Below are 24,513 nucleotides of genomic sequence, written 5' to 3' on the forward strand. Positions count from 1 at the left end.
AGAGCAATAATTAGAGCGCACCGGCATCGCTATCGTTCATCAGGCGTTCCGCATCCTTGCGGCCGAACAGCCAGAACATGGCGGGTGTCAGGAAGGTGTCGAGCAGGGTTGAGCTGATCAGGCCCGAAAAGATGACCACTGCGACCGGATGCAGGATTTCCGTACCCGGCCGCTCGGCCTCGAACAACAACGGTGCCAGCGCGAAGGCCGTCACCAGCGCCGTCATCAAGACGGGTGCAAGACGTTCCAGAGAGCCGCGCAGGATCATCTTGTGGTCGAAGTTCTCGCCTTCGATGCGCATCAGGTTGATGTAATGGCTGACCTTGAGGATGCCGTTGCGTACCGAGATGCCAGCCAACGTGATGAAGCCGACCAGCGCGGCGACCGATAGCGGCTGCCCGGAAAGCCACAAACCGAGCACTGCGCCAACCAGTGCCAGCGGAATGTTGGCCATGATCAGCGCCGACAGCACGACCGACTTGTAGCGACTGAAGAGCACCACAAACATCAGCACCAGCGAGACGATGGAGAGCAGACCAACCAGCCGCGAAGCCTCTTCTTGCGCCTGGAACTGTCCGCCCAGGGTGATGAAGTAGCCTTCAGGCAGTTTGCTGTCGCCGACCACCTTGCGGATGTCCTCGATAATCTCGGACAATGCCCGCCCTTGGGCGTTGGCCGAAATCACGATGCGCCGCTTGCCATCGTCGCGGCTGACCTGATTCGGCCCGTCGCCATCCTCGATGGTGGCGATTTTTGACAGGGGAATCGGGCCGCCGGGCGTTTCCAGCAATATCCGCCCCAGCCCTTGCAACGAGCGGGACGATTCGGGCAAACGCACGACCAGCGCAAAGCGCCGGCCGCCCTCGACCACTTGCGTTACTTTTTCACCTTCGACCAGGCTTTGCAGCGTCGCCAGAATCTGTGGCGTCGGCACGCCGTACTGTGCGGCCGTCGCGTAGTTGACACTGACCTTGATCTGCGGGGCCAGTACCTGCTTCTCAATTTCCAGATCGACAACGCCGGGAATACCGGCCAACCTGCCGCGCAGCACATCGGCCTGACCACGTAGCGTGTCCAGGTCGTCGCCAAAAATCTTGATAGCGATCTGCGAGCGCACGCCGGACAGCATATGATCGATGCGGTGCGAGATGGGCTGGCCGATAGCAACCGCTGCCGGCAGGTTGATCAGGCGGGCGCGAATGTCGGCCGAAATTTCGCCCATCGAGCGCGTCATTTCGGACGCCGGCTTCAGGCCGACATCCAGTTCACTGACGTGAACGCCTTCCGCATGCTCGTCGAGTTCCGCCCGGCCGCTGCGCCGCCCGACGTGCACAACTTCCGGCACTGCCTTGACTAGCACCTCGGCCTGTTGCGCCAGGGCCGACGACTCGGCCAGCGTGACGCCGGGATTAAGGCGCATGCCAATCAGTAGCGTTCCCTCATTGAAGGGCGGCAGGAAGGTTTTTGGGAAGAAGGGCACCGCGACCGCTGCCACCAGAACGGCAACAGCACCGGCAGCCAACGCCGCTTTAGGCCGGTTGAGCACCGCCTGCAAACTGCGGCCATAGCTGGCTTTCAGCCAGGCCAGCAGTTTCGTATCGCCATGATCGAGCGACTTCATTCTGGGCAGCAGGTAGAAGGAGAGCACCGGCGTCACCGTCACCGACACCACCAGCGAGGCCAGCGTCGAAACGATGAAAGCGATGCCGAGCGGCACGAACAGCCGACCTTCCATACCGGGCAGTGCGAACAGCGGCAGGAAAACCAGCACGATAATAATCGTTGCGTAGAGGATGGCCGAACGCACTTCCATCGTCGCATGGGCCACTAGTTCAATCGGGTGCATTCGATGATCGTGGTGCTTGGCCCGGTCTTCCTTCAGGCGCCGCAGCACGTTCTCGACGCCGACCACTGCGTCATCGACCAGGCCGCCGATGGCGATGGCCAGACCACCCAGGGTCATGGTGTTGATCGACAGGCCGTAATAGTCGAAGACCAGCGCCGTAATGAAAATTGACACCGGTATCGCGGTCAGCGCGATCACCGTCGGGCGCAAGGTGCCCAGGAAGAAGAACAGGATGACGGCGACGAAGACCGACGCCCCGATCAGCTTGCCTTGCAGCGTGCTGATCGACGACTCGATGAAACTGGCCTGGCGGAAGGTTACCTTGGGCGCCTCCATGCCGGCCGGCAGCGATTTTTTCAGATCCTCCACGGCGGCCTCAATGCTCCGGGTCAGATGGATGGTGTCCGCCGTTGGCTGCTTCTGGATGCCGAGAATGACCGCCGGCTTGCCCTCGAAACCGGCATCGCCCCGCTTGATGGCCGGCGCGAAGGTCACGTCGGCGATTTGCCGCAATAAAACGGGTTGACCGTGGCGGGCCGTCAGCGCCAGATTTTTCAGGTCGTCCAGACGCGACGTGCGGCCGAGATGGCGAATCAGGTATTCGCGCCCGTTGAGTTCGAGGAAACCGCCGGAGGTGTTGGCCGAGTATCCCTTGAGCGCCCCGGTCAGCTGTTCGTGCGAAATGCCCAGTTCCGCCATGCGCGTCGTGTTCGGCTGCACCTGGAACTGCCGTACTTCGCCGCCGATGGGAATGACCTGCGCCACGCCGGCGATGGCCATCAAACGCGGACGCAGCACCCAGTCGGCGTATTCGCGCACCTGCATCGGCGAAATCTTCGCTGTGTCGATGGGAATGGCGATCTGCATGATTTCGCCCATGATCGAACTGATCGGCCCCATGCGCGGCGTGACGCCCGTCGGCAGCCCTTCCTCCATCGAGGAAAGACGTTCCGACACCATCTGTCGCGCCCGGAAAATCTCTGTTCTCCAGTTAAAGGTCACATAAATGAACGAGAGGCCGGCACTGGAAACCGACCGTACGCTTTCCACCCCTGGCAGACCGTTCATGGTCGTTTCCAGCGGGAAGGTGATCAGTTGTTCAACTTCCTCGGCGGCCATGCCGCCGGATTCGGTCATGATGGTGACCGTCGGCTTGTTGAGGTCTGGAAACACATCGACCGGCGTGCGCGAGAGCGTGAATGCCCCATACGCCATCAGCACCAGGCTGGCGATGATGACCAGCAGGCGGTTGGCAAGGCTGTTGTCGAGAAGCCACTTAAACATGATTGGCTCCGCTCAGCGTATCTGGTTGATCAGAGTGGCCGCGCGGACGGCAACCCGATCCCCGGCTTTCAGTCCGCTGGTTACCGCCACGTGGGTGCCGTCCAGCGGCTCGGCGGTTACCGTGCGCGGCTCAAAGCGTTCCGGCGCCGTCTTGACCCAGACGATGCTCTGGTTGGCCGGGTTCTTCATTAGCGCCGCCGCCGGCACACGGATTCCTGGCACCGTGCTGCGCGTCTGCACGAAGACCCGAACCGGCTGGCCGACGGCCAATCCCGCCAAAGCGCTACCTTCACCCCGGAAGGTCAGCGGCAGGGCCTGTTCGCGCAGGCTGCGGGCAACGCCGACCAGGCGTAGCGGCAACTTCTGCTCGCCAACGGCAACAAAGGCCCCGGCCACATCGCTGGCGACGGCCATATCGAAAGCCAGCGCCTCGATCAGCAGGCGTTCCGGATTGACGATCTCGAACAGGATTTCGCGGGCTTCGAGCACCTGACCAGAGACGACGTTGGCCGAGGCAATAACGCCACTGACCGGCGCCACCAGTTGCTCGTTGGCCACGGCAGCTTCGGCTTCCTCGATGACCTTGCGCGGCACGGTGTCGGACAGTTCTCGCAGGCGGCGCAGGCGACTTTCAGCCAGGGAGCGGCTGTTGCCGCCGACTTCCGGCGTCACGTAAGCCAGCACCTCGCCTTTCTTGACCTGCTGGCCGGGCAATGGCAGACCGCGTGGTCCCGGCGTGACACGACCGGCAACGATGGCCTGCACTTTGCCGCCGGCATTCGGGTCCATGACCACCTTGCCGGCCAGTTCATGGGTACGGGGCAGTTCGCCTGGCTCAACCAGCAGGGTGCGAACGCCGATCTGGCGTTGCGCCGGTTTGGGCAGGAAGACGCTGCCGTCCGGCTGGCGTTTGGGGCCGCTGCCGCTGGCAGCGGGTGGGGCGTCACCGTGGTCATGGCCGTCGCCGGCCAGAGCCGGCATTGGGGAGAGCAAGAAGGAAAGACAAAAAGCGCTCAATAACAGCCGGGGCCTCATGCGGCACCTCCGAAATGCGGGTTGCGGGAAGCGCGCAGGCGGCGCAATAGGGCGGCGAGGAGTAGCAGCGCCCCGCCGGCGGCACCACCCCACAGGGCGTATTCCTTCCAGCCATGGGTGTGGGCGCTCGTTTCTCCATGCGCCTCTTCGTGGATGTCGAGTTCACCAGCCAGCAAGTCGGTTTCCTCGCCGGCGATGACGGTAGCCACGACCGACACGACCCCCGGCTTGAGTTCCTGCGCCAGCGTTGCCTCGAACTCGCCCTCGGCATGCGCTTCGACGGGGACTTTGACGCCGCCCAGTTCGAGTTCGAGCCTGGCGTTTTTGACTGGGCTGCCGTCGGCATAGCGGTCGAGATAGAGCGTCAGTTGCTTGCCATTGACGACGCCGACCAGTTCAAAGGTTTCGGACGTTGCCGCAAAAAGCGGCGAGGTGGGACCAGCCGATGATGCCGGCGCCTCGCCATGGTCGCCACCGGCCCAGGCCAGTGGAGTCGCCAGGACGATCCAGGCGGCCCATCCCAAAGCGACCAGCGTGTTTGTTGTTCTCATGTTCGGATTCCTCATTTTTGTTCGGGGAGCAGGCCCAGGGCCTGACGCAGGGCGGAGATGGCGGCGGCCAGGTCAATCCGGGCGCGAGCGTTTTGCCGTTCGGCTTCGACGGATTCGAGTTCGATACGCAGGCGGGTCGGCAGGTCACTTTCGCCCAGGCGGAAGGACTTGTCGAAAAAGCCCCGCGACTCACGCGCCAGTTGGGTGCGCTTCTCGGCGGCCGCCAGTTGCGTGCGACTCGATTCGACGCGCACGCGCGCCGCTTCCAGATCAGCCGCCAGGCGCTCGCGCTCGAGGCGAAGTTGCCCCTCGGTTTCGAGGGCTTCAGCGCGGGCAAGGCCGAGTTTGGCGCGATTGCGGCTCTCCGAACCAAAAGGGATGCGCACGCCTAGTGTGACGGTCTGCTGATAGTCGTCGCCGAAAGCGCCTCGCTCGCGGGTAGTCGCCAGCAGCAGTTCGGGATTGCTCCTCGTCTGCACGCTGGCCAGATCGGCACTACGGCGAGCAACCTCGGCCCGGTCGAACAGTTCGACGACCGCTGGGTGGGTCGAATCCAGGGCGGTGAAGTCGGCAGGCACCGCCGGCGGGGTTTCCGGGCCGTCGGCTGCTGCCACATCCGGCAGCTTGCCGATCAAGGCGCGCAGCTGCTGGGTGGCTGCGGCCAGCAGGCTGGCGCTTTCCGCCAGGGTCACCTCGGCGCTTGCCGCCACGCCATCGGCCTGATGCTGGTCCGATCGTGCCAGGTCGCCGGCCTTGACCCGGCGGCGGACATCTTCTGCCAGTTTTTGCGCGCTGACCAAGCGCTCGCGGGCCAGTGACTGTTCGCCGCGTGCCCGCTGCCAGTTCCACCAGGCATCACGCACGGCGGCGGCTGTGCGCAATTGGGCAGCCGTCACCCGGCTGTCCACGGCTTTGGATTCGGCGTCTGCCAAGGCACCCTGACGGGAGCGCTCGCCCGGCAGCCACAGGGGCAAGACCACACCGGCCGCGTATTCGCGGCTGCCTTGATTCTTGCTCAGTTGGTCGGTCTTGCCGTACAAATCCAGCGAAGGCGCTTGGGCCGTCCAACTGCCGGCAACCTGCCGACGCGCCTCGGCAGCATCGCGCCGCAGATCAAGGGATTGCGCTTCCGGTTGTCGCTCCCAAGCGGCCGCAAAGGCTTGCGACAGGGTAATCACGGCACCAGCGGGGGCTGACGTCGATTGCGCCCACAGGTCCCCGGTCGCTATTGCAGCGAGCGAGCACAGCCCGGCAACGACTAGGCGGGCCGGTAAAAAGGTAGTTCGTGAAATTGATTTGCTTCGAGACATCCGATTCTCCAGTGATGAAAAGACACACGGGGAATCGGCGAGGTGCGACCGGGAAGTGTCGCAATGCGTCAGGGCGGATCAGTCCACCGCAGCCACAAGGGAGAAGCGCAGAAAAGTGCTATCCACCCCGCCGATTAGGCGAGGACGGACCAGTTGGGGCGTTCGGGGTGCGCGAGAGGCGGCGCGGTCAGATTTCCCGGTGACCAGGGAATCGCAATGGACGCGCTGCTTGAAGCCGGCAAGGAGGCCATGCTGAAGATCGCCGCCGCACAACTCGCATGACAGGCGACGCAATCGCTGTCGATGCCACCACCCAGTGCTTTGGCATCCGGCGTGCCCTCCTGATCGGCAGCGGCCTGATGCTGGTGGTCATGATGGCCAAAGTGCTGCGCAGCAGCCCCGGACTCGTGCTGGCAATAGCCGGCCACCGCCGCCCAGGAGAACTGGAACGGCAGAAAAACGAGAAGAAGGATTGAGAGCCAGCGGCGCATTGGTCGGATTGTATCAGCGAAAATCATTTCCGGAAGCCCACCGCAAGATGCGCACGCCGTTGCCCACCACCAGCAGACTCGCGCCCATGTCGGCGAAGGCTGCCATCCACATGGACGCATTGCCAAAATTTCCCCAACCGCACTTTCGGGAATCGGCGCTATTCGACCGAGTAGAGGCGGGACGACTCACCCTCTTTGGGCAAGGTATATACCTTCAGCGTTCCCACGATGTGCGGCCCCATGCCGGGGGCATTGGTCGGCATGCCCGGAATGGTCAGGCCCCGAACCGACGGCTGCTCGGTCAGCATTTTCTTGACAGCGGAGGCGGGCACATGGCCTTCCACGGTGTAGCCGCCAACTTTCGCGGTATGGCAACTAGCCAAATGCGGGGGCACCCCAAACCGTTGCCGTTCCACGTCCATGGCACGGGTATTGACCTGTTTCACCTGAAAGCCGGACTCTTGCATGTGCTTGACCCACTCGGTGCAGCAGTCGCAATCAGGATTCTTGTAGACGGTCACTTCGGGCAGTTGTGCCGCAAGGGCACCCTGTAGTGCGGTGGTCACTAACAGGCAGGCAATGAGCTTTTTCAACATGAAAATAAATCCTTTCAATAAAATGGGAGATGGGCTAAACGCTAGTAATGGAAAAATGTGATAACCGGCGTCAATCGAACTTCATGTCAACGGTTTTCTCAATCGGCGGATAACAGATGCCGAGTGTCTCATTGCACCCCTGATAAGACGCATAAAGGGTGACGGCTTTAGACTTGGGAGCGCGTTCCACAACGATTTCCGCGACGACCGGCGACTTATAGACTTCAATCAGCCCAAAATAGGGGTCGTTCTTCATCTCGCCGGAAGGTAGCCTCACCTCCTTAATCAAGACGCCGCTGGCGTTCTTCAAGGCGAAGCGGACCTTGTTCTTGTAGAGGTAGTGCTTCTTGGCAGGAATGATTTCAGCCACCACCGTATCGCCACCCTTCAGGGATGCCTTGAGCCGAAACGCCTGATCAGGAGGCAAGGGTTCCTCGGCTGCCGAAGCGCAATGGACCAGGCCCATGAGCATCAAGGCAGACAACGTGCGACGGTCAAATAGGGAGAAGGATCGTTGAGCCAATTTGTGTTCCTGGTTTTGATTTATAGCCAAAATTTGCATCGAGATTTCCTGCGCACTTGCTAAGTGGGCGCCTTGCTTTGAGCTGACGACGGCAAGGTTCCCAAAAGAAGAATCAAGGCGCTCAGACAAAGCGCCGTATCGGCGAGATTGAAGGCTGGCCAGTGCCAGCCGCCGGCATGGAAGTCCAGATAATCCACGACCGCTCCCCGGCCCAAGCGATCTACCAGGTTGCCGACGGCACCGCCGAGGAGCAGGCTATACCCCCACCCTTCCCACCGGTTCGCCACGCCTTTCAGCAACATGATGGTCAGCCCCACCGAGACGGCCAAGGCAAGGGCAATCAAGACATAGCGTTGCCAACCGCCGGCATTCGCGAGAAAACTGAAGGCTGCGCCGCTATTCAGGATGTGGACGAGATTGAAAAACGGTAACACCGTTTCGCCTGCGCCCAAGGGGAAGGTACCCGCGATCCAATGCTTGGCCCATTGGTCCGCCAAGGCCACACCGATGGCCAATCCCAGCCAGCGGTACCGGTCCATCATGGGCTTGCGCGGGATTATTTGCGGAGCACTCGCCCTATCGCCAGAACCCTGTTGCGCGGTCTCTGCTCTCGGGAGCGCCGCGAGGGCGGTCATGGTCACTATGAGACGAGTCCTGTCCATGTCATCTCTCCTTGGTTGAATCAGCTATCAATGCGAGGCATGGCCTCGCGTCGCTACAGGAGCACGCCCACGACGAGCGCGCCTCTGCACTTCTAAAGGTGGCATCGGCGTCGAGACGGTGTCACCAGCAATTGCCCCACGTCGGCTGCTTGACGGTCAGCCCGGCCTGCGCCGCGTAGTACGCGGCGAGCTTCCCCATATCCTCATCGGACAACCCTTCCACCTGAGGCTTCATCACCGGATCGATTCGTCTGCCGTCGCGATATGCCCGCAGCGCACCCACGAGATAAGCCTCTCGTTGACCTGCAATCCGGGGAAACTGGTCGGTGGCGCTGTTGCCGTCGGTCCCATGGCATGCGGCGCAGACCTGCTGCGCCTTGCCCGGTGGCCTGACCTCGGCCGCGAGGACCGCTCCTGCGGCCAGTAAAGCGGTCAGGCCGCTTATCCAGGCATATCTCATTTGTTGTCCTTTCTGGCATAGAAGGCGGCGATCTCGGCAATTTCCCTATCGTCGAGCATCGAGGCCATGCGATTCATCAAGGGATGGCGGCGTTCGCCGCTGCGATAAGCCCTCAGGGATTTTTCGAGGTAAGCGGCGTGTTGTCCGCCCAACTTCGGCGCCGTCTCGCCGGGACCCATGCGAATTCCCATACCCATACCGCCGCGCATAGCCATGTCGTGGCAGCCGTGGCACATCTCGACCTTGTTCCAGCCCCCGTCGGCGCGGCCCATGCCCCAGTTCTGTGCGTGTGCCGATGTGCCGGTCATGAGGAACAAGGCCATCATTGCCAGATATTTCATGCAGCTGTCTCCTTCCCTGGACCGGTAACTCGCAGCAAACGCAAGCCGTTCGCCACCACGAGCAGGCTTGCACCCATATCGGCAAACACCGCCATCCACATGGTCGCATTACCGAAAACGGCGAGTCCGAGAAAGATCGCCTTGATGCCCAGGGCCAGCCCGATGTTTTGCCAGAGCACCGCATGGGTACGCCGGGACAGGCGAATGGTCTCGGGAATGCGCCGCAGGTCGTCGTTCATAATCACCACATCGGCCGCTTCCATCGCCGTGTCCGTGCCGGCAGCGCCCATGGCCACGCCGATGTCGGCACGTGCCAGGGCCGGTGCGTCGTTGATGCCGTCGCCGGTCATCGCGGTCTGACCATAGCGACGTTGCAAATCTTCGATGGCCGCCAGTTTGTCCTCTGGAAGAAGATTGCCCCGGACGTCGTCGATGCCGGCTTCCCTGGCGATGCTCGCGGCCGTAGCCACATTGTCGCCGGTCAGCATGGCCGAGGCGACACCGAGACGGTGCAGATCGGCCACCGCCTCACGCGAACTTTCCTTGATCGTGTCCGCCACCGCAAAAATCGCCAGCACCTGCTGTGCCGACGCCAGCATGGTGACCGTCCGGCCTTGCGTCTCATGCAACTGAAGGCGAGCCTCGATCTCGGCACTACACAGGTTGCGCTCCTCAACCAGGCGATGATTGCCGAGGACGATGAGTTGGCCATCCGTGCGAGCTTCAACACCTCGTCCGGCGAGGGCGACAAAATCGGTCAAGCCGTTCTCCGGAAGCTTGAGACCGGTCGCAATCGCTTTTGAGACCGGATGGTCCGAGTGCCCGGCCAGGCTGGCCGCCCAGGCCAGCACCTGGGATTCGGGGACCGCTGAGGGAAGGATCTCCATGGCGACCAGACGGGGTTTGCCTTCGGTAATGGTGCCGGTCTTGTCGAGGGCAATGACCCGCAGTTTGCGGGCCTCCTCAAGATAGACACCGCCCTTGATCAGGATGCCGCGTCGGGCCGCCGCCGCTAGGCCGCTGACCACCGTCACCGGCGTGGCAATCACCAGCGCGCAGGGGCAGGCGATGACCAGCAGCACCAAGGCTTTGTAGAGCGCCTGCGTCCAGGACCAACCGAGAAGCAAGGGTGTCAGAACCGCCACGGCAACCGCAATGGCAAACACGGTCGGGGTGTAGATTGCGGCAAAGCGATCCACGAAGCGCTGGGTTGGCGCTTGCGTCCCCTGCGCCTGTTCGACCGCGTGGATGATGCGGGCCAGCGTGGTATTGTCGGCAGCGGCGGTCACACGAAACTCCAGAATGCCGGTTTCGTTGATCGTGCCGGCGAACACCGGGTCGCCTGCCGCTTTGTCAATCGGGATGCTTTCGCCGGTGACCGGCGCCTGATTGACTGCACTGCTTCCTGCCGTCACCTGACCATCGAGCGGTATCCGAGCGCCTGGTTTGACCCGCACACTGGCTTCCAGCTTTACCTCAGCGGCTGGTACTTCCAGCCACGTCCCATCATCCTGCCGCACTTCCGCCGTCTCCGGCGTCAGGTCGAGCAGGCCCTTGATGGCGTTACGCGCCCGATCCACGGACCGGGCCTCAATCAGTTCGGCAATGGCATACAAGGCCATGACCATCGCCGCCTCGGGCCACTGTCCAATGAGGAAGGCACCAGTCACCGCCACACCCATCAGCGCGTTCATGTTCAACTGCCCGCGCCGCAATGCCGCCAGTCCCTTGCTATAGGTGGAAATGCCGGACAACCAAATAGCGACGACGGCCAACGCCATACCGAAGCCCTTGAAAGGCAGTGTGTCGGGCGCGAAATAATCCACCGCTTCCGCACCGATGGCCAGTACCAGCGCCAGAACACTTCGCCACAGCTCACTGACGCCAGCGTTTTTTGTCGCCGCCTGTTCTGCCGACACCGCCTTGGGGCTGAACCCCGCTTTGCGGATGGCGGCCAAGGCTGCATCGAGGGACTCCGTCGTCGCATCTATCGACACGGTGCGGGCCGACAGCTGGAACCGCAGGGAACGGATGCCGTCGATACCGGCCACCGCACGACGGATATCATTCTCCTCGTTCGGGCAGTCCATGGTTGGAATCAAGAAGACGGGCACGCCATCGCTTTGAACGAGACCAGAGGCTGCCGGGATTTCTGCGGCTGTGGTCACTGCTGCGGAACAGCCGCCCGCACATCCGCAATGGGCGGTTTCCGGAAGGGGCTTCGGGTTGGGATCAAGACTCATGGCGTGCTCCTTGTTTCCCGCATTAGAAACCCTTGAGTGACTACAGAGTCAAGGGATTACAATGAAAAAAACTATGCGGAGCCAAAGCGATGCTTGAGTTCGTCAAAGTTCTGGGATTGTTCGCCATAACCGCGCTGGCCGAGATTGTCGGCTGCTATCTGCCGTGGCTGGTCCTGACCCAGCAGCGTCCAGTTTGGCTTTTGATCCCCGCCGCCGTCTCCTTGGGGCTGTTTGCCTGGCTGCTGACCCTGCACCCCGGTGCCGCCGGGCGAATCTACGCTGCCTACGGAGGTGTCTACGTGGCAATTGCCCTGATCTGGCTATGGCGGATCGATGGCGTTGTGCCCACCAGTTGGGATTATGTCGGCAGTGCGGTCTCGCTGGCCGGTATGGCTATTATCATGCTCCAACCGGCCCGATCCGTTTGAACGTCAGGAGGCGAAGATGAAAATCGGCGAACTGGCCCGCCTTGCCGGGACGAACGTGGAAACGATCCGCTATTACGAGCGTGATGGGCTGCTGCCAGTACCTGCCCGCAGCGAAGGCAACTACCGTATCTATGGGGATGCCCATGTCCAGCGACTGTCTTTTATTCGGCGTTGTCGCAGTTTGGACATGACGCTGGATGAGATTCGTGTCTTGCTGCACTTCAAGGAGTCACCCCAGGAGAACTGCGCGGATGTGAATCGACTGCTTGACCGACACATTGGGCACGTTGCCCAACGGATGCAGGAGCTCCAGGAACTGGAGAGCCAATTAAAAGACCTGCGTGAGCGATGTGACGAGGGGCGGGACGCTGCCCACTGCGGCATTCTTGACGGGTTGTCTCAAGCGATTGTGCACAGCGAAAAGACGGTATCCCACGTTCAGGGAACGCATCGGAGCAGTTTGGCGAAGGGTAATCAAGGTAACCAAGTTTGATGGCATTAGCTTAGCGTATGAATTGTCCCAGTTTCCGTGATGCCCCTTGATACAAACCACAATTCAACATCAATGTCGGCAACCTTCGCAAAAACGATCATTCAATCCAGCCAATGCCACGGGCTGCTTTGGCAGAGCACCAGCGTCATGTCATCAGCAATAGACAGCGTTTCGGCCTTATGTGGAGCTCCACAGGGCCGATTATGTAGATGCCACGATTATGTTGAGCCAAGGCAGACGCCGTGCGCCAACCACCCATCTGGAGCGGCAGGCGCCGATTTTGAGCTCCACATAATCAGAGCGTCCGCAGGAAGTCGATCAGCGAGTCGGGTGCCCGATAGCGACGAAGCTTGGTCTCTGGCTCTTGGAGCCGGGCCAGCGCCCGTTCCTTCATGGCCAGATCGGCCTCGACGTATTGGTGCGTCGTTGCCGGACTCTCATGGCCAAGCCAAAGCGCAATGACGCTGATATCGACGCCGGCCTGCAGCAGGTGCATTGCCGTCGTGTGGCGAATCACATGCGGCGAGATGTGGCGTGTTGCCAACTCAGGGCAGGATTCTGTGGCAACCTGGACGGCGCGATCCAGTCGCTGCATCACGTTCCATCGCGACATTGCTTGGCCATCGCGATTGTGCAGCAGTGGCGAGTCGGAATCGAACTGCGGATTTCGTTTGATCCAGGCCCGGATTGCCCTGATGGTTGAACGCCACAGTGGCACGCTGCGCTGCTTGCGTCCCTTGCCGTGCAGATGAACGCAGGCGGCCCCATCGTCGAGCACCACCTCGCCGACCTTCACGCCGACGATCTCTGAAACCCGCGCACCGGTGTTGTAGAGCAACAGCACCAACACATGATCCCTTTGGCTGAACCATGTTCCATCCGGCGTGCCGATCACAGCGAGCATTTCTTCCCGGGACAGATAGCCAAGCATCGGCCGCTCGAAGCGCTTTGCCGGAACGCCGAGCGCGTGCTCGATCACCTGCAGCGATGTCACGTCGCGGTGCGCCGCGAACTTCAGGAACGAACGCAGCGCCGCGAGACGGCCATTCCGGCTGCGCACGCTGTTGTGCCGCTTGCGTTCCAGATGATCGAGGAAGGCCGTGATCAGGTCCGGCGTGATGTCGGCCAGCGTGATCAGCGCTGGCGAACGGCCAAGTCGCACCTCGGCAAAGCCCAGGAAGAGCACGAAGGCATCCCGGTAGGCGGCAACCGTCTGTGGACTGAGTGCGCGTTGTTGCGTCAGGTGCTCAACGAAGAAGGCTTGCACGAGTGCGGGAAACGATGGCGCTGGTTTGGGTTGTCTACGCATCATCATCTCCCGCGAGATCGGCGAATTGCTCGAACCGGCTGGCAGCGATTGCCATCAACTCGGGAACGGCGGTGAGGTACCAGTACGTGTAGAAGATCTCGGCATGCCCCATATAGGTCGACAGCGCCAGCATCTTCTGGTCAACATCAGCACCGTCGGCGTACCAGCGCACCAGCCGCCGCACAGCGAAGGTGTGGCGCAGGTCGTGCAGGCGCGGGGCATCGTGTCCACCGCGATTGACCCAGCCAAGACCGTCGCGCAGGCTGGTAAAGACGCGGTGCGCCTGTCGCTCGCCGAGTGGTAGCCCCAGTCGGCAACCGCGACTGCCGATCAGGAACGGCATGCCCGTCGTCATCGGAAGATGCCGCTCACGTTGTTTCCGGTAGCGCACCAGCGCCTTGACCGTGCTGGGATGGATCGGAAGTTGCCGGGACTTGGCGAACTTGGTCTGCCGGATCGTCAGCATTCCGCGTTTGAGGTCGACATCAGTATCGCGCAGGTGAATGGCTTCGGAAACGCGCAATCCGGTCGAGGCCATCAGGCCGAACAGGGTTTCGTAGGTGAATGGCCGAAGACTGCCGGATGGGCCGAGTGTGCGTGCCGCCGCGAGCAAGTCGACGACCTCATCTTCACGGTAAATGTGGGGTGCCACGCGACCGGGTTCCGGGCCGAAGAGCGATGCCTCAGGAATCTCAGTGTCCGGCTCAAACTGCCGCAGGTAGCAGATGAAGTGTCGCAGCCGTCCCCAACTGCGCGCCCAGGTGCCCACATCGCCATGGCCATCCTTGCCGGCACGTACCCATTCGACCATGAGTTCCGCAGTCAGCGGACCGTGATGGCCCTTTGTCTCCACGAAGCGTGCAAAACCGGAGAGGAAGGTGTCACGGGAGCGCAGGTGGAAACCCTGGCGGCGACGCTCAGCCAGATAGTCGTCGATTCTGGCCTGCAGGCTTCGGCGCCGGCTCATGATTCGCTCCCCGGCCAGGGCAACGGAACCTCGGTGAGCTTTGGCGTGTCGAGCTTGGCGTAGATCCGGGTGGTTTCCAGGGATCGATGCCGCAAGACATCGGCAACCTCCTTGAGCGAGCTGCCGTTCCCGACCAAGCGGCAGGCCAGCGTGTGACGCAGCAGGTGCGAACCGGAATCGGGCAGACCAGCCCGTCGGCAGGCACGGCGGATTACGTTCTCAACCGCATAAGTTGTGATCGGGATGTCACGCGATTCGCGGCGGCACAGAAAGAGTGCCCTGCTTGGGTTTGCCAGGCGCTCATGCTGCAGGTAGTCTGCCAATGCTTGTCCGGTCGCCATCGGCAACGGCAGGATGTCCTGCCGTCGCGACTTTGTGCCCTTCAGCGTGACCGTGCCTTCGCGCCAGTCAATGGCGTCGATCGACAGGTTCGCGATCTCGCCAGCGCGCAGCCCCATGTCCAGCGCACAGCGGACGATGGCATAGCCACGCCGGGGCTTTCGTCCGTAAGGGAGTGCAGCAAGCAGCCGTTGAACCTCGTCCGGCTTGAGAGCGCGTGGCAGCGATGCAAGCTTCCACTGCACCGGCGAGGAAATCGCCGCGCTCAGCCGGACAACCGAATCACCGCAGACGGTCCGGTAGCGGAGGTAACTTCGCAAGGCTGTCGCGACTTGAGCGGCAGCCGAATGCGATGGGCTATCCCCCAGTTGCCGAGCGATAAAGCGGCGTACGTCGGCTGCACTCAGCTTGGCAATGGTGACGACGCCACCGGCGAACTTCTTTCGCAACAACTGCGCGACGATGCGGCAATGGTTGCGACGCGTGCCTGCCGCAAGGCCGCGGACGTCACGCAGGTGGTCGTCGTACCGGTGCAGTTCGTCGGCGATGGGGTCGGGGATTTCTGCAGAAGAGCGCACCTGCTGCGCGCTCCGGGGCGGTGAGATTCGGTTCATGAGCGTCTCCTTGAGTGGAAACTCCACTTCAGGAGAACGCTGAAATTATGTCGAGCTCAAAATGCCATCAGCCGCCCGAATGGTCCACGGCTACGCGCTCCAGCAAGCTACGTCGAGGAAAGCTCAACATAATCGAATCATCTACATAATCGGCCAGAGTTGCCGGTGGCAAATCGAACGATGTCGGGCAGCAACGAGGCGGATAGCCGCCCTTCAACTGATGGAGTGTAAGAGGGCAACAGACCTCATGGGCATATTGAGTGATGGCGTGTGTCAGGCAAGGCTGTCCTGATCCTCAGCTACCCCGCAGCCGCAATGCATTGCCGACCACGCTCACCGACGACAAGCTCATGGCAGCAGCGGCGATGATCGGCGACAGAACCAATCCAAAGCTCGGGTACAGCACACCCGCAGCGATCGGCACGCCCAGCGCGTTGTAGAGGAAGGCGAAGGCAAGGTTTTGGCGCATGTTGCCGACTGTCGCCGCCGAGAGCAGGCGAGCACGGGCGATGCCGCGCAGGTCGCCCTTGACCAGCGTGACCTGGGCACTGTTCATGGCTACATCGGTGCCGGTGCCCATGGCGATACCGACGTCCGCCCTGGCAAGTGCCGGGGCGTCGTTGATGCCGTCTCCGGCCATGGCCACGATATGCCCTTCCTTTTGCAGGCGCTCGACGAGTGCCAGTTTGTCGGCCGGTTTGACCTCGCCGTGCACCTCGTCGATGCCGAGCCGCTGTCCGACGGCGCGCGCCGTCGTCTCGCCATCGCCGGTGGCCATGATCACTCGCAGTCCTGCTTGGCGCAGCACAGCCAGAGCCTCAGGCGTGCTTGCCTTAACCGGATCAGCGACAGCCAACAGGCCCAGTAGCTGGCCGTCGGCGGCCAGGTGCATGACGCTCGCCCCCTCGCGCCGCAGTTCCTCGGCCTGAGCCGCCAAGGGCGACACGTCCGCGCCTTCCTGTTCCATCAGCACGGTATTGCCCAGCGCAAGGCGGCGTCCGCCGACGCTGCCGCGCACGCCGATGCCGCTGGAGGACTCGAAGCCCTCGGCCTTGTCCAGCGTCAGCCCCTTTTCCCGGGCCGCCCGGACGATGGCGTCGGCGAGCGGATGCTCGCTGCCCTGATCGAGACTGGCCGCCAGCCGCAGCACCTCGTCTTCGGCAAGCCCCGGCGCCGCGACCGCGCGCTCGAAGGCCGGGCGGCCTTCCGTCAGCGTGCCGGTCTTGTCCACGATCAGGGTGTCGATCTCGCGCAGGCGCTCGATGGCCGCCGCATCGCGGAACAATATCCCCTGCGTCGCGGCCTTGCCGGTGGCGACCATGATCGACATAGGCGTGGCCAGGCCCAGCGCGCAGGGGCAGGCGATGATCAGGACTGAGACGGCGTTGATGAGGCCGAACAGCCAGCCGCGCTCGCCGCCGAAGATCCCCCAGCCGAAGAAGGAGAGCAGTGCGATCCCGACCACCGCCACCACGAAATAGCCGGCCACGACGTCGGCCAGACGCTGCATCGGCGCTTTGGAACGCTGTGCCTGGGCGACCATCTGGACGATCTGGGCGAGCACGGTCTGAGCACCGACCTTTTCGGAGCGGATCACCAGGCTGCCTGAGGTGTTGAGCGTAGCGCCGATCACCTTGTCGCCGGGCCACTTTGTCACGGGCAGGGGTTCGCCGGTCAGCATGGATTCGTCAACCGCACTGGCGCCTTCCGTGACTTCGCCATCCACCGGCACCTTCTCGCCCGGCCGCACGCGCAGGATGTCACCGACGTGAACATGCGTCAGCGGCACGTCTTCCTCGCTGCCGTCCGGCCGGATGCGTCGGGCGGTCTTGGGTGCGAGGCCGAGCAGGGACTTGATCGCCGCCGAGGTTTTCGAGCGGGCGCGCAGTTCCAGCATCTGCCCGAGCAGGGTCAGCGAGATGATCACTGCTGCCGCCTCGAAATAGACGCCGATGCGGCCGTGGGCTTCGAACGAGTCCGGGAACAGGCCGGGCGCCAAGGCCGCCACGACACTGTAGACAAAAGCGGCGCCGGTGCCGATGCCGATCAGTGTCCACATGTTCGGGCTGCGCCGGACGATGGACTGCCAGCCGCGCACGAAGAACGGCCCTCCCGCCCAAAGAACGACCGGAGTGCTGAGTAACAACTCGGCCCAGGTACGCGCTGCCGGGGTCAATCCGGCGACGAGGTGCCCGGCCATGGCCAGCAGGACTACGGCGACGGTGAGCGGCAGACTGCCCCAGAAGCGTCGCCGGAAATCCCGAAACTCACCATCGTCTTCCTCACGTTCCAGTTCGGGCACGGCGGGTTCCAGGGCCATGCCGCACTTCGGGCAGGTGCCCGGCCCGAACTGGCGGACTTCCGGGTGCATTGGGCAGACATATTCGGTGCCCGCCGACTCTGCCTCTGCTTTCGTCGGCGCGGGAGACAGATAGCGCTGCGGGTCGGCAACGAACTTGTCGTGGCATTTCTGCGAGCAGAAGTGAAAAACCGTGCCCGCGTGTTCTGCAGTCGGCTTACCGGCATCCAGCGACACATCCATGCCGCATACCGGATCTCTCGCGCTCGTGGCATGGTGGGTGTGGCCATGAATAGCGTGATCGTGACTCATGCGGTCAACTCCTTGGCGACGCCGGGTTCTGTCCGTCGTTCCAACGTGGAAAGAAGGCCGGCGTCATGCTGGCATAGCGTATCCATGCCTCGCCAAAGGCAGCAGCGGAATCGCGCTCCTCGCGCCGGGCGAGACGCACATACACGACGAGCAGGATGGGGAACATCACCAGCGTAATCAGCGTTGGCCATTGAAGCAGGAACCCGACCATGATCAGGACGAAGGCGACGTACTGCGGATGACGCACACGCGCGTAAGGGCCGCTGGTCGCCAGCCGACCGCTTGCCTGCGCCGCATAGAGCACGCGCCATGCGGCCGCGAGCGACCAGAAGCCGCCGCCGATCAACGCCGCTGACAACAGGTGGAACGGCCCGAAGTGCGGATTGGCGCGCCAGCCGAACATCACTTCCAGAAGATGCCCCGAGTCATGGGCGAGGAAGTCCACGCCGGGGAACTGCTTGGTCAGCCAGCCCGAGAGCAGATAGATGGTGAGCGGAAAGCCATACATCTCCGTGAACAACGCAAGCACGAAGGCCGAAAACATGCCCAGAGTGCGCCAGTCGCGAGCGCTTTGAGGTTTGAAGAAGCTGAAGGCAAAGAAGATGAACAGCACCGAGTTGATCAGCACCAGCGACCACAAACCATAGGCGGGAGCAGTTTCTGTCATTATCCTGCTCCATCGTTGGATCTGCCGTCGCCTCCACCATGGCCATGGCCGCCGTGCATGAACAGGTGCATCAGCGGGCAGGCTAGCAGGACCAGGTAGGGCAGCCAGCCAATCAGGCCGGAGAGGTGCATCCAGTGCTCAAAAGCCAGGAGCAGAACGGCGAGGAGTGCGAAGCCTCCCAAGACCCAGCGGGAGCGCCGGCTTATCCTGGCGGTTGTCGCATGCAGTGTCCCGTGTGGGGAATGGTCATGGGTTTGCATCGTATTCACCTGCTGGTAATGACTTAGGTGGCGGGGGTCGATGCGTTTCGTCCTTGCTGGTGCGACCGGCCGCCGCTTTGGCGAACAGCCAGACCAGCAAGGCGATCGGTATCAACCAGAGCAGAATCATGCCGATGCCCATCAGGCCTCCTCCGTGATCGTATCCCCACATGGCAATGCCTCCATGAATGTGGTCAGGCTGGTTTCGGGGGCTCGCCCAGCGGCATGCCCATGCGGCCCTGCATCATCATCTCCATGCGTTTGGACATCATGTCGTGCTGGGAAACCTTGCCTTGTCCCATCATTCCCATGCCCCCCTGCATCATCGGACAGTCCATCATGCCCGATTGCATCCCCGTGGCCATGCCCATGTTCTCCTGCATCGTCTTCATATGCTCGTCCATGAGTTTCTGGCGTTTGTCGGCGGTCTTCGCTTTCGCCAGCCGCTGGAGCTGGGTGTGCATTCGGCCCAGGTTGTCCTGCATCTTTTGCACGGTCTTGCCATCCGCCTGCGCCTGGGTAGTTGGCGCCCCGCCGGGTTGCGCCGGGTGATGCGATTCCTCAGCGAATGCCGGCATGGCAAGGGCAAGTGAAACAGCAATTGCTGAAAGGGCGACGGTTCTCAAAAAATTCTCTTTGATCGATGTTGTGAAACGACTTCAAAGCCAGAAGTGCAGGCCCGCCACCCAGCGCGCTTCGCCGGAAGGACGAGAGAAAATCCGCTGTGTCGCATCAATTAATCCTCCCGGGGTTAATGACGTGCGTAAGTTGCGGTACTGCCGTCCTGGCGCACGAGGAAAATCTCGTAGGGCTGCTTGCCGGGCGCGTCCATGCCGGGTGCGCTCTGCGGCATTCCCGGGGAGACGAGGCCCTTGGCCTGCGGCTTCTCGGCGAGCAGGCGCTTGACGTCGGCGGCCGGCACGTGGCCCTCGATCAGGTAGCCGGCAACCTCGGCGGTGTGGCAGGAGCCCATCGCCGGTGGGACGCCCAGTCGCTGCTTGTGCGGGGTGACGTCGTTCATGTCCTGCGTGACGACCTTGAACCCGCTGGCCTTCATGTGATCCACCCAATTGCTGCAGCAGCCGCAGGTCGGTGTCTTGTAAACCTTGACGGTCGGCAGCGCTTCGGCCGCCCATACGGCAGGCGCGAACAGGGCAAGCAGGACTGTGGTGCGGATAGCGGGTTTCATGTGGGACTCCTTTGTGATTCGATGGGTTCAGTATGAACTGCGGACACCAACACCAGCCTGACCGCGGGATTACATTTCTGTCATTCTGCGGCGCAAGTAGGCATCATTTGAAATCGGTGGTATCGATCAATTTCGTCGCAAGAAGATGATGTAGGCAACGATGGTCATCACAGCGTAGTTGATAGACATAAACCACGGCGCATTCCATGCGATGCCATCGAATCCCCAGTAGGTCAGTGGATATAAGACGGGGGAAGGGTAGAACTCCGCCGAATGCGTAAATACATCTATCAGAATATGCGACCACCAACCCAATAGTGGAACCCAGAGGCGCCCCAGCCACAACCAAACGGCAGCAGTAATCGCGCCGGCCACCAAGGCACTGTGCATCACGCAATGCAGATGATGGGTAAGTTGATTGAGGTTGGGGGACAACGGAGGCTCAAAGCCCGGTGAAGCATTGACATAGGCAGTGAATATTTCCAGCCCATTTGCCGCGAATGGCGCCGCGATCATCAGGGGGAGCAAATGTATGAGATCGGGGGCAACCGCCAGCCCGATCGTCGCCATCTTCGTCTTTGTGTTTATGCGATGATATTTTCCGGCCCAAGCAATGCCGAGGCCAGCCCAAAGACCATGTGCAACGATGTCCAAGTTTTCGCTCCCGAAGTGTTCAACGGCGCGTTCCGTTCAGTGCGAGTGCCCGGCGTGCCCGTCCTGAGTAGAGAGCATCGGTTTGTCCAGTGGCGTGAAGCGAGCTTGTTCTGGAGACTTGTTCGGGAGCGTGACCGAAACGATAGCCTTCATATCCGGCGCTGAGGCGTAGGCGCCCGAACCCTTTAGTCGGTTGTCGCCATCCGGTATCAGGCTGACGGTGACCTTGGCTTTTCCGGAAAGGATGGTTACCGTACCTTTTGCACCTGCCGTCGGCACCTTTGTACCGGCATGGTCGGTGACATACACGACCACCGGGTTGTCCTTCGCTTCCTTGCTGTCCTTGGCGACTACCAGTTCGTAGTGATAGGCGCCGGCCATGCGCAACTGGCCGCCGTTGGGCGCTTTCTGGGTATCCAGGGCTTCGTCGGTGTGGGCAAGCAACGTCGGGCTCGCCAGAGCAAATGCACTGGCGGCAGCAATCAGGAACAGGGCTTTCTTCATGGCAAACATCTCCTTGGGCGGGTTGAAAGGGTCAGAAACTCTCTTTTTCCTGACTGGCCAACAGGCTATCCAGGGGACGTTGTCCCCATAGCCAGAACATCACCGGGGTCAGCAGCGTATCGAGCAAAGTGGAGCTGATAAGGCCACCGAAGATCACTACCGCCACCGGATGCAGCACTTCTTTGCCCGGAGCATCGGCCGAGAGCAGCAGCGGCATCAGCGCGAAGGCGGCGACCAGCGCGGTCATCAGCACCGGGGTGAGCCGCTCCAGCGACCCGCGCACGATCATGTGCTGACCGAAGGTTTCGCCTTCGAAGGCGCACAGATTGATGTAATGACTGATCTTGAGGATGCCATTGCGCGTGGCGATGCCGGTTAAGGTGATGAAGCCGACCAGCGCAGCGACCGACAGCGGCTGGCCGGAAATCCACAAGGCGATCACGCTGCCGATCAACGCCAGCGGGATGTTGCCCATGATGATCAGTGTCAGCGCCATCGAGCGGTAGCGGCTGTAGAGCACCATGAAGATCATCGTCAGCGACACCAGCGCCAGCAAGGTGATGAGTTTGGCAGCCTGCTCCTGCGCCTGGAACTGTCCTTCGAGCGCGGTGAAATAGCCCTCCGGGAGCGGCTTCGCGGCCAGCTCGGCGCGGATGTCGGCGATCACCTTTGACATGTCGCGGCCGTCGGTGTTGGCCGAGAGCACGATACGGCGACGTGAGTTTTCGCGGCTGACCTGGTTGGGACCATCGCTTTCCTCGACGCTGGCAATCTTGGACAGTGGGACGTAGCCCGTTGGCGTCTCGATCAACAGGTCGGCCAGCGCCTGCGGCCCGCGCGCGGATTCCGGCAGGCGCACCAATAGATCGAAGCGGCGGTTGCCTTCGATGATCTGGGTGATTTTCTCGCCCTCGATCATCTGTTCCAGCCCACGCAACAAACTGCCGGGCGCCACGCCGTAGCGAGCTGCCTGCTCGTAGTCGAGGCGAATCTTGATCTGCGGGATCAGCACCTGCTTTTCGATCTGCAGATCGGCGACGCCGGGAATCCGTGCCAGCCGGTCGCGCATCTCGGCCGCCAGGCCGCGCAGGGTATCGAGATCGTCGCCGTAGATCTTCAGCGCAATCTGGGCGCGCACACCGGAAAGGAGGTGATCAAGCCGGTGCGAAATTGGCTGGCCGACGTTGGAGGCGGCCGGCAGGCTGGCAAGACGCTGCCGGATGTCGGCAATGATCTCTTCACGGCTGCGCGCCGAGGCTTTCAGGTCGACGTCCATTTCGGTGTAGTGCACGCCTTCCGCATGCTCATCGAGCTCCGCGCGGCCGGTGCGGCGTCCGAGCTGCGTGACCTCGGGCACTTGCATCACCAGTTGCTCGGCCAAAGTGCCGATGCTGTTGGATTCGGCGAGCGAGGTACCGGGATTGAGCAGGACATTGACCGTCAGCGTGCCCTCGTTGAAAGGCGGCAGGAAGGAGCGCGGAAAGAAGGGCACGCTCGCCGCGACGATGATGACCAGCGCCGCGGCCCCGGCCAGCAGGCGGCGTGCATGACCGAACGACCAATGCAGAAGCTTGGCATCCCAGCGCTTGAGCCAGATCACCAACGGGCTGTCCCCGGCGTGGAGCTGCTTCATCTGCGGCAGCAGGTAGTAGGCCATCACCGGCGTCAGCGTTACCGAAACGATCATGCTGGCGAGAATCGAGACGATGTAGGCGACGCCGAGCGGGGTAAACAGCCGGCCCTCGATGCCCGGCAGCACGAACAGCGGCACGAACACCAGGACGATGATCACGGTCGCATAGACGATGGCGGAGCGCACTTCCAGCGTCGCGGCGGCGATGACTTCCGCCACCGGGCGCGGCGAATCAGTGGCCCGGTTCAGCTTCAGACGTCGCAACACGTTCTCCACGCCGACCACCGCGTCATCCACCAGCTCGCCGATGGCGATGGCCAAACCGCCCAGCGTCATGGTGTTGATCGACAGGCCGAAGTAATGGAACACCAGCGCCGTAACGAGCAGCGACACCGGAATCGCCATCAACGAAATCAGCGTGGTGCGCACATTGAGCAGGAACACGAAGAGGATCACGGCCACCAGGATGGCGCCGTCGCGTAGTGCCTCTTCAACGTTGTTTACCGAATGCTCGATGAAGTCGGCCTGCTTGAACAGGAAGGACGGCGTATCGAATCCCTTGGGCAGGCTCTTGCCGAGCTCGGCCATTGCTTTCTCGACTTCGCGGGTCAGCTGGACGCTGTCGGCAGCCGGCTGTTTCTGCACCGACAAAATCACTGCCGGCTTGCCCTTGTAACTGCCGTCGCCGCGCTTGACGGCCGGGGCGAGTTTCACGTCCGCCACTTGCCGGAGCAGGATCGGCTGGCCATTCTTGGTCGCCACAACGAGATTTTGCAGGTTTTCAATGCGCGAGCTGCGGCCGATCTGGCGGATCAGGTATTCGCGGCCCTGGGCTTCAAGAAAGCCGCCGCTGGTGTTGGCGCCGAAGTCCTTCAGGGCGGCCTCCAGCTTCTCGCGCTCGATACCCAGCGCCTGCAACTGTGCCGGCTTGATCTCCACCCGGTATTGCCGCACCTCGCCACCGATCGGGATGACCTGGGCGACACCGGGAATCGTCAGCAGACGCGGACGCATCACCCAGTCTGCGTATTCGCGGACGGTCATCGGACTGATCTTGTCGGGATCGGCCGGGAGCGCGATCAGCAAAATCTCGCCCATGATCGACGAGATCGGCCCGAGCTGCGGCACGATGCCGGGCGGCAGGGCCTCGCGCACCAGATTCAGCCGCTCGGCAATCTGCTGACGGTTGCGATAAATGTCCGAACCCCATTCGAATTCGACATAGATGATCGACAGACCGATGCCTGACACCGAGCGGACGCGCGTCACGCCCGGCATGCCGTTCATGCTCGATTCGACCGGGAAGGTCACCAGTTGCTCGACCTCCTCAGGGGCCATGCCGCCGGCCTCGGTCATCAGCGTCACCGTTGGCTTGTTGAGGTCGGGGAAGACGTCGACCGGCATCTGCCGCAGGGTGATCGCACCGTAGATGATCAGCAGCAGTGAGATGCCGAGGACGATCAACCGCTGCTTGAGCGCGGTGTGAACGATGTAGTCGAACAT

General features: G+C 62.1%; 25 protein-coding genes. 2 read left to right on the plus strand and 23 right to left on the minus strand.

Translation table 11 applies throughout. The features are described from left to right. Window positions 1-10 precede the first annotated feature (10 nt). The 11 genes from CAP2UW1_RS22715 to CAP2UW1_RS22765 form a co-directional block, all read right to left on the minus strand. Complete coding sequence (locus CAP2UW1_RS22715) at window positions 11-3,130, minus strand: efflux RND transporter permease subunit (RefSeq protein ID WP_012806785.1); 3,120 nt, start codon at window positions 3,128-3,130, stop codon at window positions 11-13. A 12-nt stretch (window positions 3,131-3,142) separates the two neighbouring features. After that, window positions 3,143-4,165, minus strand: a complete 1,023-nt coding sequence (locus CAP2UW1_RS22720; RefSeq protein ID WP_012806786.1) for an efflux RND transporter periplasmic adaptor subunit — start codon at window positions 4,163-4,165, stop codon at window positions 3,143-3,145. Then, window positions 4,162-4,716 carry a hypothetical protein gene (locus tag CAP2UW1_RS22725; RefSeq protein WP_012806787.1) on the minus strand — a complete coding sequence of 185 codons (555 nt, stop codon included), beginning with the start codon at window positions 4,714-4,716 and terminating at the stop codon, window positions 4,162-4,164. The genes CAP2UW1_RS22720 and CAP2UW1_RS22725 overlap by 4 nt, the downstream gene beginning before the upstream one ends. An 11-nt stretch (window positions 4,717-4,727) precedes the next feature. After that, window positions 4,728-6,026, minus strand: a complete 1,299-nt coding sequence (locus CAP2UW1_RS22730; protein WP_012806788.1) for a TolC family protein — start codon at window positions 6,024-6,026, stop codon at window positions 4,728-4,730. A 134-nt stretch (window positions 6,027-6,160) separates the two neighbouring features. Then, window positions 6,161-6,544 (minus strand): cation efflux protein, CzcI family, encoded by a 384-nt coding sequence (czcI, locus tag CAP2UW1_RS26310; RefSeq protein WP_412566882.1) that lies wholly within the window; start codon window positions 6,542-6,544, stop codon window positions 6,161-6,163. Between the two features lie 131 nt (window positions 6,545-6,675). Next, complete coding sequence (locus tag CAP2UW1_RS22740) at window positions 6,676-7,113, minus strand: DUF411 domain-containing protein (RefSeq protein ID WP_012806791.1); 438 nt, start codon at window positions 7,111-7,113, stop codon at window positions 6,676-6,678. 70 nt (window positions 7,114-7,183) lie between these two features. Then, window positions 7,184-7,675 carry a protein-disulfide reductase DsbD N-terminal domain-containing protein gene (locus CAP2UW1_RS22745; RefSeq protein ID WP_012806792.1) on the minus strand — a complete coding sequence of 164 codons (492 nt, stop codon included), beginning with the start codon at window positions 7,673-7,675 and terminating at the stop codon, window positions 7,184-7,186. A gap of 20 nt (window positions 7,676-7,695) precedes the next feature. Beyond that, window positions 7,696-8,298: a signal peptidase II gene (gene lspA, locus CAP2UW1_RS22750; protein WP_012806793.1), complete on the minus strand. Its 603-nt coding sequence runs from the start codon at window positions 8,296-8,298 to the stop codon at window positions 7,696-7,698. 121 nt (window positions 8,299-8,419) lie between these two features. After that, window positions 8,420-8,758 (minus strand): c-type cytochrome, encoded by a 339-nt coding sequence (locus CAP2UW1_RS22755; RefSeq protein ID WP_012806794.1) that lies wholly within the window; start codon window positions 8,756-8,758, stop codon window positions 8,420-8,422. Beyond that, the gene (locus CAP2UW1_RS22760) at window positions 8,755-9,099 is read right to left on the minus strand and encodes a c-type cytochrome (RefSeq protein ID WP_012806795.1); all 345 of its coding nucleotides are present in this window, start codon (window positions 9,097-9,099) and stop codon (window positions 8,755-8,757) included. Before CAP2UW1_RS22760 ends, CAP2UW1_RS22755 begins: the two co-directional genes overlap by 4 nt. Next, on the minus strand, window positions 9,096-11,342 hold the full coding sequence (locus CAP2UW1_RS22765; protein ID WP_012806796.1) for a heavy metal translocating P-type ATPase: 2,247 nt from the start codon (window positions 11,340-11,342) through the stop codon (window positions 9,096-9,098). The genes CAP2UW1_RS22760 and CAP2UW1_RS22765 overlap by 4 nt, the downstream gene beginning before the upstream one ends. Before the next feature lie 89 nt (window positions 11,343-11,431). Here CAP2UW1_RS22765 and CAP2UW1_RS22770 point away from each other — a divergent pair, with 89 nt between their 5' ends. After that, a complete protein-coding gene (locus CAP2UW1_RS22770; protein ID WP_012806797.1) occupies window positions 11,432-11,770 on the plus strand; it encodes a YnfA family protein in 339 nt (112 codons plus the stop codon). A gap of 16 nt (window positions 11,771-11,786) precedes the next feature. Next, window positions 11,787-12,263 (plus strand): Cd(II)/Pb(II)-responsive transcriptional regulator, encoded by a 477-nt coding sequence (gene cadR, locus CAP2UW1_RS22775; protein ID WP_012806798.1) that lies wholly within the window; start codon window positions 11,787-11,789, stop codon window positions 12,261-12,263. Between the two features lie 295 nt (window positions 12,264-12,558). On the opposite strand, the gene CAP2UW1_RS22780 is transcribed toward cadR, so the two are convergent. From CAP2UW1_RS22780 to CAP2UW1_RS22830, 12 genes are all read right to left on the minus strand, one after another. Next, window positions 12,559-13,572 carry a tyrosine-type recombinase/integrase gene (locus CAP2UW1_RS22780; protein ID WP_012806799.1) on the minus strand — a complete coding sequence of 338 codons (1,014 nt, stop codon included), beginning with the start codon at window positions 13,570-13,572 and terminating at the stop codon, window positions 12,559-12,561. Further along, window positions 13,565-14,539 (minus strand): tyrosine-type recombinase/integrase, encoded by a 975-nt coding sequence (locus tag CAP2UW1_RS22785; protein ID WP_012806800.1) that lies wholly within the window; start codon window positions 14,537-14,539, stop codon window positions 13,565-13,567. The genes CAP2UW1_RS22780 and CAP2UW1_RS22785 overlap by 8 nt, the downstream gene beginning before the upstream one ends. Then, window positions 14,536-15,492 (minus strand): tyrosine-type recombinase/integrase, encoded by a 957-nt coding sequence (locus CAP2UW1_RS22790; RefSeq protein WP_012806801.1) that lies wholly within the window; start codon window positions 15,490-15,492, stop codon window positions 14,536-14,538. Before CAP2UW1_RS22790 ends, CAP2UW1_RS22785 begins: the two co-directional genes overlap by 4 nt. A 295-nt stretch (window positions 15,493-15,787) precedes the next feature. Then, complete coding sequence (locus CAP2UW1_RS22795) at window positions 15,788-18,103, minus strand: heavy metal translocating P-type ATPase (protein WP_012806802.1); 2,316 nt, start codon at window positions 18,101-18,103, stop codon at window positions 15,788-15,790. Between the two features lie 4 nt (window positions 18,104-18,107). Further along, window positions 18,108-18,770 (minus strand): methyltransferase family protein, encoded by a 663-nt coding sequence (locus CAP2UW1_RS22800; RefSeq protein WP_012806803.1) that lies wholly within the window; start codon window positions 18,768-18,770, stop codon window positions 18,108-18,110. Beyond that, the gene (locus tag CAP2UW1_RS22805; protein ID WP_012806804.1) at window positions 18,770-19,030 is read right to left on the minus strand and encodes a DUF2933 domain-containing protein; all 261 of its coding nucleotides are present in this window, start codon (window positions 19,028-19,030) and stop codon (window positions 18,770-18,772) included. Before CAP2UW1_RS22805 ends, CAP2UW1_RS22800 begins: the two co-directional genes overlap by 1 nt. Beyond that, window positions 19,017-19,172, minus strand: a complete 156-nt coding sequence (locus tag CAP2UW1_RS24965; protein ID WP_199931759.1) for a hypothetical protein — start codon at window positions 19,170-19,172, stop codon at window positions 19,017-19,019. The genes CAP2UW1_RS22805 and CAP2UW1_RS24965 overlap by 14 nt, the downstream gene beginning before the upstream one ends. A gap of 52 nt (window positions 19,173-19,224) precedes the next feature. After that, window positions 19,225-19,656, minus strand: coding sequence for a hypothetical protein (locus tag CAP2UW1_RS22810; RefSeq protein ID WP_041568874.1), 432 nt, complete (start codon window positions 19,654-19,656; stop codon window positions 19,225-19,227). 125 nt (window positions 19,657-19,781) lie between these two features. After that, a complete protein-coding gene (locus CAP2UW1_RS22815; protein WP_012806807.1) occupies window positions 19,782-20,219 on the minus strand; it encodes a DUF411 domain-containing protein in 438 nt (145 codons plus the stop codon). Between the two features lie 126 nt (window positions 20,220-20,345). Further along, window positions 20,346-20,873 (minus strand): hypothetical protein, encoded by a 528-nt coding sequence (locus CAP2UW1_RS22820; RefSeq protein ID WP_199931760.1) that lies wholly within the window; start codon window positions 20,871-20,873, stop codon window positions 20,346-20,348. A 36-nt stretch (window positions 20,874-20,909) separates the two neighbouring features. After that, entirely contained in the window at window positions 20,910-21,377 is a 468-nt protein-coding gene (locus CAP2UW1_RS22825; protein ID WP_012806809.1) for a hypothetical protein, read from the minus strand. A gap of 31 nt (window positions 21,378-21,408) precedes the next feature. Then, window positions 21,409-24,513: an efflux RND transporter permease subunit gene (locus CAP2UW1_RS22830; protein ID WP_012806810.1), complete on the minus strand. Its 3,105-nt coding sequence runs from the start codon at window positions 24,511-24,513 to the stop codon at window positions 21,409-21,411.

The organism is Candidatus Accumulibacter phosphatis (assembly GCF_000024165.1).
GTDB classification, from domain to species: domain Bacteria; phylum Pseudomonadota; class Gammaproteobacteria; order Burkholderiales; family Rhodocyclaceae; genus Accumulibacter; species Accumulibacter phosphatis.